The sequence below is a fragment of the Flavimaribacter sediminis genome, from assembly GCF_019492055.1.
Classification (GTDB): domain Bacteria; phylum Pseudomonadota; class Alphaproteobacteria; order Rhizobiales; family Rhizobiaceae; genus Flavimaribacter; species Flavimaribacter sediminis.
Genome location: NZ_JAICBX010000005.1, coordinates 229,212 through 242,774, shown reverse-complemented (window position 1 = coordinate 242,774; position 13,563 = coordinate 229,212). Strand labels below are relative to the sequence as shown.

Sequence of the window (13,563 nt, the reverse complement as noted above, 5' to 3'; positions counted from 1 at the left end):
TCGGCGATAACAAGCGATGCGTTCAACGGTGGTTCGCCAGTTTCTCTGCTGTCTTGGCGCGCGCGGCGAGGGCCGCAAGATTTGGTATCGCGATCATTCCATTGGCCTGCTTCACAAGGCCGTCGTGAACGAGCGTCTTCAGCCGCTTGTTCAATGCCTCGCGTGTAACCCCCAGCATCTGTGCAAGGTCTGTCTGCGAAAACTTGCGGGTGAACCGCGCCCGGGAGCCTTCTATCTCTGCATGGGCCAGCGCGAGTTCGTGCAATCTTTGCGCAAGCCGCCCGTCGAGGCCGAGAAAGGCAAAACCGCTGAGCGCCTCGGTGTTGCGCCGCAGGATTTCGCAAAGCAACTGGATCAGATGGCGCGCAAGGCGGGGATCACGGACAAGCAAATCGACCATTACCTCCTGAGACGTGAAAAGACATTCAGTCGCCTCGATCACTGTCGCATTGGCGGTTCTCGGAAGTCCGTCGAGCAGAGCTATTTCTCCGAAAGGGTCTCCGGGTTCCATGAGAGCCAGTGTCAATTCCCGCCCGTCTGCGTCCGCAATCCAGATGCGTGTGAGGCCGGATAGCACGACCCGGAGCCCATCCGACTCGTCGCCTTCCATAAAGATTGTGCTTCCCGCAGGGTAACTGACGATGCGGCTGGAACGAGCCAGCGCCGCGACACTGTCCTGATCGGCTCCGGCAAACAGATAACAACTCCGGATGGCTGCAATCGTGTTCTGGTCCACGAGTAATCCCCCACTCCATTATTACGATGCGGCAACGGCACAATCCAGTCAACTTGCAGGGGGTTGCATGTTTCGCCGGATCTGGACCCGTCGAAGACGGAGGTGGACAATAGTTGCCTTTGGCGCTGTTACTCCCTTTTCCGGTGTCGCAGCCCGACGCCTGGACCACGGGTTGCGCTATACCAGCGGTCCCGGCCTAGGCGACCGCGTTTGGCGACCGTTTCATGGGCTGGATGTGCTCGGCCGCCTCACTCTTCGCCCAGGATCCGTCGTTTCGCCTCGGCATAAGTCGGCTGCGCGAGGATCGCGTCGGCATAGGCCGCTCCAAGCTTTTGACCTGCGACGACGTCGTCCGGATAATGCACGCCGGCGATCACGCGGCCATAACCGATGTCTACGGCTAGCGCCATCAGATCGTCGCTGTGTTTGGGAAACAGGTCGGACAGGATCTTGCCATAAACCATGGCCCGTGTGGCGTGGCCGCTGGGATAGGAAGCCACAGGCCTTGGGTCGCCAACGGGGCGAACGCGCTTGTCCACCTGAAACGGGCGCGGTTCACCGTAAATAGCCTTCAGCGCGTCATAGTCGGCCCGGACCTCGTTGATAATGGCGTCCAGCGTTGCCTTCAGCAACCGGCCGTCCACGTCGACCAGCTCGGCGCTGATAAGGGACGCAAAACGCTCCAGGTTGAGCGGCTTTTCCACGAAGGCGACCTGCTGCGGCGTCCGGGTTTTTTGCAGCCAAAGGACGATCGCCATCTGTGTGCGGTGTTCTTCGGAATCAGGAGCCGGCGGCGGACCGATCAGTTTTTCCGAATCTGCGACGCTCATTGGCAGATAGATGCGCCCGACGTTCTGTTCGGCCATGGCCGACGGCGCAAGGACAAAAACGAGAAACATTGCGAGTACGGGTAGGCTCAGTCGCTTGTACACGGTGCGGGTCCTTGGGTGAGGTCGGTCATAACAACGACCCTAGACCAGGCGTTTTGGCCAGGCCAGTTCGGCGTTCAAATTCCGGGCCGGAATTCGCTCGCCGCTCTTTGCCCTGGTGCGCTGTTATCTCTCGCCGTTGCTGTCATGGTGACCACTCCTTTCGCATCGGCCACCGAGAGTTCCAGCCCGTCCGCGCCTTTTTGCGCATGCAGCGTGAAATCCTGGTTGCAGGTCAGCGCCGAGACGCCGCGATAGTGAAAGGACGTGAGGCCGCCCAACCGCTCGCGCGCGAGCATCATCAGAAGCGTCGCCTGCAGCGGTCCGTGCACGACGAGGTCTGCGTAGCCTTCGACGCTGGTGGCGTAAGGGTAGTCGTAGTGAATGCGATGACCGTTGAAGGTCAGCGCCGAATAGCGAAAAAGCAAAACTGGATCTGCGTGACGCAGGCTGTCCGGCGCGGGCAGGTCCGGGATTGAAGGCGCCGCCGCGCCGTGCGAGGGTTCCCGGTAGACGATGTTCTGTAATTCGGAAATCGCCGCCCCGCGGTCGGTCGCATAGTCATGGCGCACATTGACGAAGCAGAGTTCGCCGCTGCGGCCGGTCTTGCGGTCTATGCTTTCGATCGTTGATGTCCGTTCCACGGTCTCGCCGACCCGGAGATCGTGAAAAAAGGTGAGGGCGCCGCCCGCCCACATGCGCAGCGGCAGGGGGATTGCCGGCAGGAACTCGCCCTTTTTCGGGTGTCCGTCCGGTCCAAGGCGATCGGACGTGAAAACAGGCGGGTCGATGCACCAGTGAATTCCGATCGGAGCGGGATCTCCGGTCCTGAACTGACTGTCCTGGTCGCTCACCGTGACCGCAAACCGCCGCGCCAAATCCGGGCGGATGGTCTCGACCGATCGTGTCTTGTGGCCAATCCAGTCGCCAAAACCGTCTTCCGGCCATTCGCTAGCCATTGCCTGCGGCCTTGGTTTTATCCGCCCGTGAAAGACTGTTCTCACCGACTGCGGGAACCGGGCCATATTTTCTTTCTGAACCGGCGAAACGGGCCGCCGGCGCCGGGTAGCTCACCTCGCCGCTCGGGGTCTTCACCAGAATGCGCCTGAGTTCGGGGTGCTTCGAAAGGCCCTCCGTGTCGTTGACCACCGCATAGGCGATATCCGAGGCGTCGAGATTGGCGATCAGATCGGCCAGATCGCGCTGTAGAAAGATCTCGGCGACAAGCGCGTCTGTCTCCTTGCGGTTCGTGGCGCGCGCCGTGTTGTCCTGAAATACTGGATCGGTAAGCAAGTCCTCGCGACGCAGCACATTCCGGCAGAATTTGACCCATTCGCGCTCGCTCTGGACGGAAACCAGAATGTCCTTGTCGTCGCCTGTGCGAAAGACACCGTATGGCGCGATCGACGGATGGGCGAGGCCGATGCGTTTCGGAGGGTTGCCGGCTTCGGTGTGGATCAGCGGAACGGTCATCCAGTCGGCCATGACATCGAACATGGACACGGTGATATTGGCACCCTTGCCGGTCTTTAAACGGCCGATGACGGCTTCGAGTACCGCAGCATAAGCTGTCGCGCCTGTTGCGACATCCACGACCGATACTCCGACGCGCGCCGGTTCGTCAGGTCCGCCCGTCACCGAAGCCAGACCGGATTCGGCCTGGATCAACAGGTCGTAGGCCTTGCGGCGCGCCATCGGTCCGGCCGGGTCAAAGCCTGTGATCGAACAGCAGACCAGGGCCGGGTCCCGTCTGCAGAGGTCTTCCGGCGCAAAGCCGAATTTTTTGGCGACGCCGTGCCTGAGGTTCTGCACGACGATCTCCGCGCCGCTTATGAGTTCTGCAAGCCTGCCGCGGTCCGCCTCGACCGTCAGGTCCAGCACGACCGACTGCTTGCCGCGATTAAGCCAGACGAAATAGCTGCACTGGCCGCCCGCCGCCTTGTCGTAGTCGCGGGCGAAATCGCCTTCCGGCCGTTCGATCTTGATCACGGTTGCCCCGGCGTCGGCCAGCCGCGACGTACAGTAGGGCGCGGCTACGGCCTGTTCGAGCGTAACGACGGTCATCCCTTCGAGCGGCAGGAACAGTTTCGACATCAGTAGGACCTCGGCAACTCCAGAACGTGCTCGGCGATATAACTCAAAACGAGGTTCGTCGAAATCGGCGCGACTTGATAAAGACGCGTCTCGCGGAATTTGCGTTCGACGTCATATTCTGCGGCGAAGGCAAAACCGCCAAGGGTCTGCACGCAGGCTTCCGCCGCCGCCCAGGAGGCTTCTGCGGTCAGCATCTTCGCCATATTGGCTTCCTCGCCGCAATTCTCGCCTTCGTCATAGAGGCGCAGACCCTCGATCAGCAGCAATTCGGCTGCGCGCATCTGCGCATAGGCGCGCGCGATCGGAAATTGCACGCCCTGGTTCTTGCCGATCGGCCGGTTGAAAACCTCGCGTTCGCTGGCGTAGCGCCGCGCCTTGTCGATGAACCACTTGGCGTCGCCAACGCATTCTGCGGCGATCAGCATCCGCTCGGCGTTCATGCCCGACAGGATGTAACGGAACCCGTCGCCCTCGTTTCCGATGAGATTCTCCGCCGGGATCTCCACATTGTCGAAGAAGATTTCAGTGGTGGAATGGTTCATCATCGTCCGGATCGGGCGAATGGTCATGCCGTTGTCCTTGGCGGCGCGCATGTCCATCAGGAAGACGGAAAGGCCCTGGGTTCGTTTTGTCGTCTCGTCTTTTGGCGTGGTGCGGGCGAGAAGCACCATCAGATCGGAATGTTCGGCGCGCGACGTCCAGATCTTCTGGCCATTGATGATATAGCGGTCGCCCTCTTTGCGCGCGAATGTCTTGAGAGAGGTCGTGTCGCTGCCGGTGGTCGGTTCGGTCACGCCGAAAGCCTGAAGCCTGAGTTCGCCCGTGGCGATCCCCGGCAGATACTTCTGCTTCTGAGCGGCGCTGCCATGCCTGAGAAGCGTGCCCATGGTGTACATTTGCGCGTGGCACGCCCCGCCATTGCTTCCCGAACGATGGATTTCTTCTAGGATCGCCGCCCCGCCGGCGAGTGGCAGCCCGGAACCGCCATATTCTTCCGGGATCATGGCCGCCAGCCAGCCGTTTTTGGTCAGGGTCTCGACGAACTCCGTCGGATAACGGTTCTGCTGGTCGAGCTCCCGCCAGTATTCGCCAGGAAAACCCTCGCACAATTTGCGGATTTCCTCGCGAATTTCGGGAAAACTCGGGTTCGTTTCCTTCATGACCGGCTTCCGGCGGGATCTTCCTGTGCAACTGTATTGCGCAGCAGGCCGACGCCTTCCGCCTCGACCACGACCTCGTCGCCGGGCACAAGCCAGAGCGGCGGATCGTGCCGCGCGCCGGCGCCTGTCGGCGTGCCGGACACGATGATGTCGCCTGGAACGAGCGTGGTGAAGGTCGAGATATAGGTGATCAGCTTGCGGAATCCGAAGATCATCCGGCTCGTCCGGTCGTCCTGGCGCAGTTCTCCGTTCACATGGGTCGTCAGTCTGACATCGGCGATCTGGCTTTCGTCCGTGAACGGAACAAGCCACGGCCCCAGAGAGCCGCTGGTGTCGAAATTCTTGCCCTGGGTCACGTTGAATTTCGCATGCCGTATCCAGTCGCGCACGCTGCCTTCGTTGCACAGGGTCAAGGCTGCAATATGGTCGAGCGCATCCGCCTCGGCGATATGTCTTCCAGGCTTGCCGATGACGAAGGCGATCTCGCCTTCGTAGTCGAACTTGTCGGAGACGGAAGGACGGATGATCGGCGCCTCGTGTCCGACGAAGGACCGGGGAAACCGGACAAAAAGTGACGGGTTGCTCTGGGCCGCCTGTCCGTCCTTGTATTCTTCGTTGCGGTCCGGGTAGTTCACGCCGACGCAGATTATCTTTTCCGGCGCGGGGATCGGGATATCCCAATGAAATTCGCCAGGCGCGAAATCAACCTCCCGATCGCCGAATTCCTCCGCCAGCGCTGCCAGCCGCCCGGCTTCAATGACCTCCCGAAGCGTCGGCCATTTTACGCCTTGGCGCGCGGAAAGATCGATCAGGCCCCGCTCGGTGACCAGGCCGTAACCCTGTCTGTCATCTGAGTGGAAGGCGGCGAACTGCGGTGTTTGTGTCATGAACTCTTACTCTGTTCAGGGCGCAATAATCGGCTGCGCTTTCAAATCCGGCTCCCGCAATTCGCTGCCGACGAACGTGCTTCCCTGTTCGAACCAGGACCGCGGCGCCGGCGCGCCCCAGAGCGTTTGCCGTTGCGGATCGGTGAGATCCCACTTGATCGGTTCGAGATCCGGATCGACGGTCTGATAGTCGGAGCAATAAAGCTCCACGCGATGGCCGTCCGGATCGCGCACATAAAGAAAGAAGGCGTTCGATATGCCGTGACGGCCCGGTCCGCGTTCGATATTTGCGAGATAGCCGGAAGTCGACATGATATCGAGAAGATCGATGATGTTGAGAGGCGTCGGCACCCAGAACGCCAGATGATGAAGCCGTGGCCCGACCCCGTTGGTGAACGCCATGTCATGGATGTTGCCCTTGCGGTGCATCCAGGCCGCCCATAGCTTCTTCGATATCTCGTCCTCGGTGTATTCCGTCACCCGGAAGCCCATTTCGTTGTAGAAGGCCACCGACTCGTCGACATTCGGGGTGAAGCAGTTGAAATGATCGATGCGCAACGGCTTCACGCCGCTGTAGCGTTCGTATTTCTGGTGGATCGGTTCAAGACGATCCATCTTCGCGTAGAATTCGAGCGGTATGCCTTGCGGACAATGGGTTCGCAATGTCCGGCCCTGATAGGCTCTTTGCACCCATTCCGTCGCAAGGCCTTTCTCGGAGAAAAACTCCGCGGCGCGGTCGAGGTCTTCGTCGGCGTAGACCTTGAAGCCCAGGAAGTTGGCCGCCGGTTCGTCGCCCTGCTTCAGGATGACGCAATGGTGACCGCGCTCCTCCATGGCGCGCAGGAAGATCTCCTCGTCGTTCTCGTCGGTGACCTGCATGCCGAGCGTGTCGACATAGAAGGCGCGGCTTCGCGCCAGATCGGTGACGATCAGTTCGATATGGCTAAGCCGAACAATATTGAACGCCGGATAGAGATTGGATGGTGGTACAGGCATGCCTCGCTCCTGTCATTGCCCCAGTTTCGGGATTTTGTGGGCCTCGGTCGCGAAGGCCATGTTGACGGTTTCCATGTAGAAATCGAAGGACCAGTCGCCGCCGTCGCGGCCGATGCCGGAATTCTTGACGCCGCCGAACGGGGCCGGCAGATGTCGGATATTCTCCGAATTGACCCACATCATGCCGGCCTCGAGCCGGTCGGTCATGCGGAGCGCCCGCGTCAGGTCAGACGTCCACAGATAAGCAGTAAGCCCATATTCCACGTCATTCGCCAGCGCCAGCGCTTCAGCCTCGTCCCTGAAGGGCATGGCTGTCAGCACCGGTCCGAAAATCTCCTCCTTGGAGATGCGCATGGAATGGGTGGCGTCGGTGAAAAGGGTCGGTTTGACATAACAGCCGCCGCCCGGACCGTCGGCTTTTTCTCCGCCGGTAGCGATTGTCGCTCCCTCCGACCGCGCAATGTCGAAATAGGAAAGGACCTTCTTTTCATGCACCGGATGGATCAGCGGGCCGACGACAGTGTCCGGGTCGAGAGGATGACCGACCTTGATACGGGAGGCGCGCTCGGCGACCTTCGCGGTGAACGCGTCATAGATGGAGTCCTCCACAAGCAGACGGCTTGACGACGTGCAGCGTTCGCCGTTCAGCGAGTAGATCATGAACACGGCGGCGTCCGCGGCGCGTTCTAGATCGCTGTCGGCAAAGACAATGACCGGATTCTTTCCGCCAAGTTCGAAATGAACGCGCTTCAGCGTCGCTGCGCCCTGCGCCATGATCATCGAGCCGGTGCGGCCTTCGCCGACGAAACCGATTGCTTTTATATCGGGATGTTCGGTCAGGGCCTTGCCGGCGTCTTCGCCCATGCCATTGACGAGGTTCCACACGCCTTTCGGCAGGCCGGCCTCCTCGGCGATCTCGACGAGCAGACGAGCCGTCAGCGGCGAGAATTCCGCTGGCTTGTGAACCACGGTGCAGCCAGCGGCAAGCGCCGGCGCAATCTTCCAGGTCGACAGCATGAAAGGCGTATTCCACGGCGTGATGATGCCGACCGGTCCGATCGGACGTCTCGATGTAATGTTAAGTTGTCCTTCCGTGCGCAGCGCCTGACCGTCGCGCGCTTCGGATGCGCGGTCGGCGAAAAAGCGAAAGTTCTCTGCGCCGCGCAGCGCCGCCTTGGACATGAAGCGGATCGCCTGGCCGGTGTCCACGCTTTCGACAAAGGAGATTTCCTCGGCCCGGGCCACAATGGCGTCGGCGATCTTGTGAAGCAGCTTCTTTCTTTCAGCGCCGGGCATTTCGCGCCATTCCGAAAAAGCTTCTTTGGCTGCTTTCGCCGCCCTGTCGACGTCGTCGGCACCGCCTTTCGCTACATCCGCAAGCGGTATCAGATCAACCGGTGATATCGACTGGAAAGTTTCGCCGGAGACGGCGGGGACCGCTTCTCCGCCGATGTGGTTGAGCACGCCGTGCTCGCGGAATCGGGCGAGGTAAGTTTCCGCCTTCCCGAGATTGTCTTCAAACGCAGTCATGGTGACTCCATCAATTCTTTCTGAAACGCTGGTGGATGCCGTTCTTTTTCCAGCTGGATTCCGGCGGAATTTCCGTCAGATAAAGCGACAACGCCAGATGCGGCGCCTCGAACAGTGGCGCCAGTTCCTCCGCTGCGCGATCGAAAACCGCTTGTCCCAACATTCTCCTGTCCTCCTCCGTCCTGCCTTTTCCGATCCGGATGTCAAGATGAACAAAGGCATCATAGGGGTGGTCGTCCGCAATAGCGTAATGGTCGCACTTGTGCGCCCTTACCCGGATGGCGCCGGTCTCGAACAGGCCGGTCGCGAGAGCCGCGTCGCGCACATGCTTGCATAGCATGTTTATATCCGCCCTTGTTTCCAGGTTGGCGGAGTATTCGATGATGATATGCGGCAATACGATCCTCCCGGTGAACGCGCCCCGACAGGTACTTACAGGATGGGCGTTCAGGTTATCAACAGTCTGCGGTTGTCACGTTTAGTGTGTCTTATTGCATTGCCACAACCTGTGCTTTTGTGCGATTATGCTTATAGAGGCGCTTCATACATGAATAGAGATGGGAGAATTGATGACATCGGCCGGTAAGATGGGCGGCACGAGGGTTAGACTGCGAAGTTTCACGAATTCACTACCACTGGCCCTGCTCAGGGCTCGAGAAAGCATGATGGGCCGGTTTCGGGCCCCGTTGAGGACGTTCAACATAACGGAGCAACAATGGCGCGTACTGCGCGCGCTTAGCTCGGTAGAGAGAACGGAAGTGACCGTTCTGGCAAGGGCGACATGCCTCCTGCCGCCTTCGCTTTCTAGGATTCTGAAAGATCTGGAAGATCGTGGTCTTATCACCAAGACACAGGACATGGACGACCTGCGCAGGTCGATCGTCAGCATAACTCCGATGGGGTTGGATGTGATTGAAGGCGCAGGGCCACAAGTGGAGGAGATATACAGCGAGATCGCTGATGCGTTCGGGTCCGAGCGGACAAGGCAGTTGCAGGACTTGCTGAGCGAACTGGAGGCGACCATTCGCAACCTTCCGCCCGTGCCAGAGTATGAATCGGCAGTGCCTGAAATGCCTCACACAGAGGGGCGTTCTCATATCAGGGGACGGCCGAAAAAGAAAATCGCCTGAACCGGCGATTTGTAAACTATTGACTGGCGCGCCCTGTTAATCGGCGGCGGGGTTCGTCAGCTTGTCTTTGTCCGAATAGTAATCTTCATGCAGCGTAACATCACGACACTTGAGGAGCTGGATTCCCTCGCTCGGTTTCGGCGCCTTGACCATCCGTTCGGAACGACGCAGTGGCGTATCTGGGGAAAGGGTCCATCACTGATCCTGCTACACGGCGGGTGGGGCTCCTGGCGGCACTGGTTTCGCAATATCGAACCGCTTTCAAGGCATTTTCAGGTTCTGGTCCCGGATATGCCCGGCTTCGGGGATTCGGACCCGCTGGAGGCGACGTCCGTTGCGGCGATCGCGGAAAATTTGTCAGAAAATATCGATCGACTGCCGGTCTCTTCCAGGCTTTCGATCGCCGGTTTTTCCTTCGGCGCCTGGGTTGCGGGACATATGCTCGCCCATCGCCGCAACCGGATTGACTGCATGATCATGGTCGGCGCCGGCGGCCTGGGGCGGGTCAACAGCCGGCGCAATGCAATGCGCAGCTGGCGGTTTGCGCAAAGCGACGAGGAACGCATGGCGGCGCATCGACACAATCTCCAGGCACTGATGCTGGCGCGCCCTGAGACGATCGACGATACGGCGATCCTCATACAGGCGCAAAACGCCGAAGCGACGCGGTTCCGGCACAGGCTCGCGAACGATTCGATGCTCTTGAAGGATTGCCTGGAACATTGGCCCGTCAGCGTTGCGGCGATCTGGGGGCAGGACGACGTCGTCGTGAAAGGGTATCTTGAGGAGCGCCGCGAAGCGCTGATGGCGATCGACCCGCAGAGCCGCTTGCATGTCGTGCCGAAGGCTGGACACTGGGTGCAATATGAAGAGCCTGATGCCGTCAACGCCTTGTTGATCGAGGAACTTTTGCGCAAAAGGGACAGGCTGAACGTATAAAACCGTATCGCGCCCATTGAATCAGGAAAGAACTTTGTGATGACCGAAACGCTGTTTGACGTCCCTGCCGCTCCCGTCATTCCCGTCGCTGGAGAAGCAGCCGGCTTCCCTGTTCACCGCATTTTCTGCGTTGGCCGCAACTACGCCGCCCACGCCGCCGAAATGGGGCATGAGGTCGATCGCGAAGCGCCGTTCTATTTCACCAAGCCTGCGAGCGCGATCGTTCTCAGCGGCGCCGAAACGCCCTATGCGCCAGGAACCGAAGATCTGCATCACGAGGTCGAGTTTGTCATCGCCATCGGCGCTCCGGCGTTTCGGGTGAGCGTAGAAGACGCGCCCTCGGCGGTCTTCGGCTATGCGGTGGGCGTCGACATGACCCGGCGCGATCTGCAGCAGCAGGCGCGGGTGAAGGGGCGTCCCTGGGATTTCGGCAAGGCGTTCGAGAATTCTGCAATTATTTCGGAGATCACCAGGGCCGCCGAGTTCGGCGAAATCGGTCCTCAACGGATCTGGCTCAAGGTGGGAGAAGAAACGAAACAGGACCAGAAGCTCTCCGATCTCGTTTGGAGCGTTCCGGAAGTGGTCAGCCACCTGTCCGGTTATTACCATCTGCTGCCCGGCGATCTCATCTACACGGGCACGCCTTCCGGCGTTGGTCCCGTGCAGCCTGGAGATGTGTTAACGGGCGGCGTCGACGGCCTGGCCCCGATTGAGCTCAGGATTGGTCCTCCGGAGTAATTCGGACGATGTGGTCGTTTGCAAAGGCGCTCTTGGCCGGTCTCGGTCTGATCCTGCTTCCCGTCACCGCCAGCGCAGCTGATCCGTCCGGCTCCTTCGGCGTGGTGTCGGATATTCATTTTGACCCGTTTCAGCCGCCGCAACTGGCAAGGGATCTGAGGACGATCGACACCGGCCGCTGGAGTGAGCAATTTTCCAGGTTTCCCGCTGAACCGGCTTCGCAATGGGGGAGCGACACCAATTTTGTGCTCCTGCAATCCGCGCTCGGCGCCATCGCCGAGAGGCTGGCGGACGTGGATTTCGTCATATATCCCGGCGATCTTCTGTCCCATAGTTTCGAGACGGACGCCGCGAGCGCATTCGATGTCGCCGTTGGCTCTGTTGAACAGCGCCGTTTTGCCGAGCGCACAGCCCGGTTCGTAATTGCGTCGCTGACCGGTGCGCTGCCTGACAAGCCTCTGATTGTCGCATTGGGCAACACCGATTCCGAATGCGGCGACTATGAGATAGAGCCTGGCGGAGAATTTCTCGCCGAAACCGCCGAATTCGTTCGAAACGCCGCCGGCAGTGAACGCGTCGCGGCGGATTTTAACGAGAGTTACCGGGCGGGCGGTTATTATGCGCTGCGCCACCCAACTGTCGAAAACGGCGTGATCCTCGTCCTCAACGATATCCTCTGGTCTCGCAAATACGCCAACAGATGCGGCGGCAACGGGCAAGACGCGGCCCGGCTGCAACTGCAATGGTTGCGTTCAAAGCTCGCGGAACAGGCAGCCAATGACGCCATTGTCTGGATCGTTCACCACATTCCGTGGGGCATCGACGCCTATTCGACGCTTCATTCGAAGGCCCGGAATTGCCGCGCCGGCATCGTTCCATTCCTGCGGGAAGACGTCACCGGAGATCTTGTCGACCTGCTCCGATCCCATGCCGGAAGGATGGAGATGAACTTCTCCGGCCACATCCATTCCGATGATTTCCGACTGCTTCTTGATAAAGACGGGCAGGCGGTCGCCGTTGACAAGATCGTTCCGGCGATAAGCCCGGTCTTCGGCCAGAATCCCGGGTTCCAACTGTTCACCTATGACGTCCGGAGCGGCAAGCCGCTGGACTACGTGACCTACTATCTTTCCAATCTGTCGTCCCTGTCGTCGACTGTCGCCGGTGACTGGAGGCAGGAATATGTGTTTTCCGAAGCATATGGCGAGACGGAATTTTCTGTGCAGGCGGTGGCCCGGGTATGGAAAGACCTGGCCCGGCCAGGCTTGGTCCGCGACGCCTACAGACGAGATTACAATCAGCGCCACAAACCGCTCTCAACGGCGGATTTGCCTGCCTATGCCTGCGCCATCGCGAACCTGGATGTGGAGAGCTTTGCGCAGTGTCACTGCGCGCCATAGGGACGCTTCAACAGGGCCAATGCATCTGCCGCGTCTGTTCAGTCCTCGATGACGCGGCCGAAATATTGCACGGAAGCGACTTGCGGATCGATGCCGGCCCGTTGACCGCGGTCGAGCGCGTCTATTGCGGCGATGTCGCCGGCTTCGAGTTCAAAATCGAATAGGTCTGCGTTCTCGCGGATGCGTCCGGGGGTCACCGATTTGGGAATGATTGACACGCCGTTCTGCAGATGCCAGCGCAGGATGATCTGTGCCACGGTCTTGTTGTATTTGCCGGAAAGCCCGATCAGGACCTCGTCCTTCAGCGGAATGAGCGAACCATCGCCAGAATAGCTGCTGACGCCGCCGAGCGGCGACCAGGCTTGCGGGACGACGCCCATCTCGCGGATCGCTTCGCGCAGCGCAGCCTGGGAGAAATACGGATGCATCTCGATCTGGTTCAGGACGGGCGTTATACCGGTCGCATCCGTCAGTTTTTTCATCTGGTCCACCGAGGCGTTGCAAACGCCGATGGCGCGTATGCGACCCTCTTTGAGAAGGCGCGACAGGGCTTTCCAGCTCTCGATCGTCAGGTCGAACAGTTTCGGCTGGGGCCAGTGCAGCAGATAGACGTCCAGCGTCTCGAGACCAAGTGTTTTCATGGACCGGTCAAAGCCGTGCAGCGCCTTGTCAAAGCCGTAGTCGCTCATCCAGAGCTTGGTCTGGATGACAACCTCCTCCCGTGGGACGTCGCTTTCCCGCAGGCCCTGGCCGACATAGGCCTCGTTGCCATAGGCGGCCGCCGTATCGATCATGCGATAACCAACGGAAAGCGCGGCTTTCACCGCCTCGACGGTTCCTTCCTCTCCGGAGCGGAAAACGCCCAGTCCGAGCGCCGGAAGTTCGACGCCGTTGTTGAGCTTGAAGACAGGGTGTTTCATCTGGCGAACTCCGTTCGAATGCGGCATTTTTGTTGCTGCTACAAATTGTCTGTCTATTGCTTTTATCATGTCAGACACATTCTGACTGTTATGGATGCGCGAAA

Annotated in this window: 14 protein-coding genes; 4 read left to right on the top strand and 10 right to left on the bottom strand. The window is 59.8% G+C overall.

Going from position 1 to position 13,563, the window contains the following annotated elements; translation table 11 throughout:
* Nucleotides 1-22 precede the first annotated feature (22 nt).
* From K1W69_RS23070 to K1W69_RS23030, 9 genes are all read right to left on the bottom strand, one after another.
* On the bottom strand, nucleotides 23-736 hold the full coding sequence (locus K1W69_RS23070) for a Crp/Fnr family transcriptional regulator (RefSeq protein ID WP_220230814.1): 714 nt from the start codon (nucleotides 734-736) through the stop codon (nucleotides 23-25).
* 248 nt (nucleotides 737-984) lie between these two features.
* Nucleotides 985-1,668, bottom strand: coding sequence for a phosphatase PAP2 family protein (locus K1W69_RS23065; protein WP_220230813.1), 684 nt, complete (start codon nucleotides 1,666-1,668; stop codon nucleotides 985-987).
* A 74-nt stretch (nucleotides 1,669-1,742) separates the two neighbouring features.
* Nucleotides 1,743-2,624 (bottom strand): HTD2 family dehydratase, encoded by an 882-nt coding sequence (locus K1W69_RS23060; protein ID WP_220230812.1) that lies wholly within the window; start codon nucleotides 2,622-2,624, stop codon nucleotides 1,743-1,745.
* A complete protein-coding gene (locus K1W69_RS23055; protein ID WP_220230811.1) occupies nucleotides 2,617-3,759 on the bottom strand; it encodes a CaiB/BaiF CoA transferase family protein in 1,143 nt (380 codons plus the stop codon). The genes K1W69_RS23060 and K1W69_RS23055 overlap by 8 nt, the downstream gene beginning before the upstream one ends.
* Entirely contained in the window at nucleotides 3,759-4,919 is a 1,161-nt protein-coding gene (locus tag K1W69_RS23050; protein ID WP_220230810.1) for an acyl-CoA dehydrogenase family protein, read from the bottom strand. Before K1W69_RS23050 ends, K1W69_RS23055 begins: the two co-directional genes overlap by 1 nt.
* Nucleotides 4,916-5,806 (bottom strand): fumarylacetoacetate hydrolase family protein, encoded by an 891-nt coding sequence (locus tag K1W69_RS23045; protein ID WP_220230809.1) that lies wholly within the window; start codon nucleotides 5,804-5,806, stop codon nucleotides 4,916-4,918. The genes K1W69_RS23050 and K1W69_RS23045 overlap by 4 nt, the downstream gene beginning before the upstream one ends.
* 15 nt (nucleotides 5,807-5,821) lie before the next feature.
* Nucleotides 5,822-6,802 carry a 3,4-dihydroxyphenylacetate 2,3-dioxygenase gene (gene hpaD, locus K1W69_RS23040; protein ID WP_220230808.1) on the bottom strand — a complete coding sequence of 327 codons (981 nt, stop codon included), beginning with the start codon at nucleotides 6,800-6,802 and terminating at the stop codon, nucleotides 5,822-5,824.
* A gap of 12 nt (nucleotides 6,803-6,814) precedes the next feature.
* Entirely contained in the window at nucleotides 6,815-8,332 is a 1,518-nt protein-coding gene (gene hpaE / locus K1W69_RS23035) for a 5-carboxymethyl-2-hydroxymuconate semialdehyde dehydrogenase (protein ID WP_220230807.1), read from the bottom strand.
* 10 nt (nucleotides 8,333-8,342) lie between these two features.
* Complete coding sequence (locus K1W69_RS23030; RefSeq protein WP_220230806.1) at nucleotides 8,343-8,729, bottom strand: 5-carboxymethyl-2-hydroxymuconate Delta-isomerase; 387 nt, start codon at nucleotides 8,727-8,729, stop codon at nucleotides 8,343-8,345.
* A gap of 160 nt (nucleotides 8,730-8,889) precedes the next feature.
* Here K1W69_RS23030 and hpaR point away from each other — a divergent pair, with 160 nt between their 5' ends.
* From hpaR to K1W69_RS23010, 4 genes are all read left to right on the top strand, one after another.
* Nucleotides 8,890-9,462 carry a homoprotocatechuate degradation operon regulator HpaR gene (gene hpaR / locus K1W69_RS23025; RefSeq protein ID WP_220230805.1) on the top strand — a complete coding sequence of 191 codons (573 nt, stop codon included), beginning with the start codon at nucleotides 8,890-8,892 and terminating at the stop codon, nucleotides 9,460-9,462.
* A gap of 87 nt (nucleotides 9,463-9,549) precedes the next feature.
* The gene (locus tag K1W69_RS23020; RefSeq protein WP_220230804.1) at nucleotides 9,550-10,401 is read left to right on the top strand and encodes an alpha/beta fold hydrolase; all 852 of its coding nucleotides are present in this window, start codon (nucleotides 9,550-9,552) and stop codon (nucleotides 10,399-10,401) included.
* A gap of 39 nt (nucleotides 10,402-10,440) precedes the next feature.
* Nucleotides 10,441-11,139, top strand: coding sequence for a fumarylacetoacetate hydrolase family protein (locus K1W69_RS23015; RefSeq protein WP_220230803.1), 699 nt, complete (start codon nucleotides 10,441-10,443; stop codon nucleotides 11,137-11,139).
* 8 nt (nucleotides 11,140-11,147) lie between these two features.
* Nucleotides 11,148-12,539, top strand: coding sequence for an acid sphingomyelinase family protein (locus tag K1W69_RS23010; RefSeq protein WP_220230802.1), 1,392 nt, complete (start codon nucleotides 11,148-11,150; stop codon nucleotides 12,537-12,539).
* A gap of 38 nt (nucleotides 12,540-12,577) precedes the next feature.
* Here K1W69_RS23010 and K1W69_RS23005 read toward each other — a convergent pair whose 3' ends face one another.
* Entirely contained in the window at nucleotides 12,578-13,459 is an 882-nt protein-coding gene (locus K1W69_RS23005; protein WP_220230801.1) for an aldo/keto reductase, read from the bottom strand.
* Nucleotides 13,460-13,563: the final 104 nt, after the last annotated feature.

Bases quoted from the DNA above. Each gene is read 5' to 3' on its own strand.
- hpaE (WP_220230807.1), bottom strand. From the start codon at position 8,332: ATGACTGCGTTTGAAGACAATCTCGGGAAGGCGGAAACTTACCTCGCC.
- K1W69_RS23050 (WP_220230810.1), bottom strand. From the start codon at position 4,919: ATGAAGGAAACGAACCCGAGTTTTCCCGAAATTCGCGAGGAAATCCGC.
- K1W69_RS23045 (WP_220230809.1), bottom strand. From the start codon at position 5,806: ATGACACAAACACCGCAGTTCGCCGCCTTCCACTCAGATGACAGACAG.
- K1W69_RS23015 (WP_220230803.1), top strand. From the start codon at position 10,441: ATGACCGAAACGCTGTTTGACGTCCCTGCCGCTCCCGTCATTCCCGTC.
- hpaD (WP_220230808.1), bottom strand. From the start codon at position 6,802: ATGCCTGTACCACCATCCAATCTCTATCCGGCGTTCAATATTGTTCGG.
- K1W69_RS23060 (WP_220230812.1), bottom strand. From the start codon at position 2,624: ATGGCTAGCGAATGGCCGGAAGACGGTTTTGGCGACTGGATTGGCCAC.
- hpaR (WP_220230805.1), top strand. From the start codon at position 8,890: ATGGGAGAATTGATGACATCGGCCGGTAAGATGGGCGGCACGAGGGTT.
- K1W69_RS23005 (WP_220230801.1), bottom strand. From the start codon at position 13,459: ATGAAACACCCTGTCTTCAAGCTCAACAACGGCGTCGAACTTCCGGCG.
- K1W69_RS23055 (WP_220230811.1), bottom strand. From the start codon at position 3,759: ATGTCGAAACTGTTCCTGCCGCTCGAAGGGATGACCGTCGTTACGCTC.
- K1W69_RS23010 (WP_220230802.1), top strand. From the start codon at position 11,148: ATGTGGTCGTTTGCAAAGGCGCTCTTGGCCGGTCTCGGTCTGATCCTG.
- K1W69_RS23020 (WP_220230804.1), top strand. From the start codon at position 9,550: ATGCAGCGTAACATCACGACACTTGAGGAGCTGGATTCCCTCGCTCGG.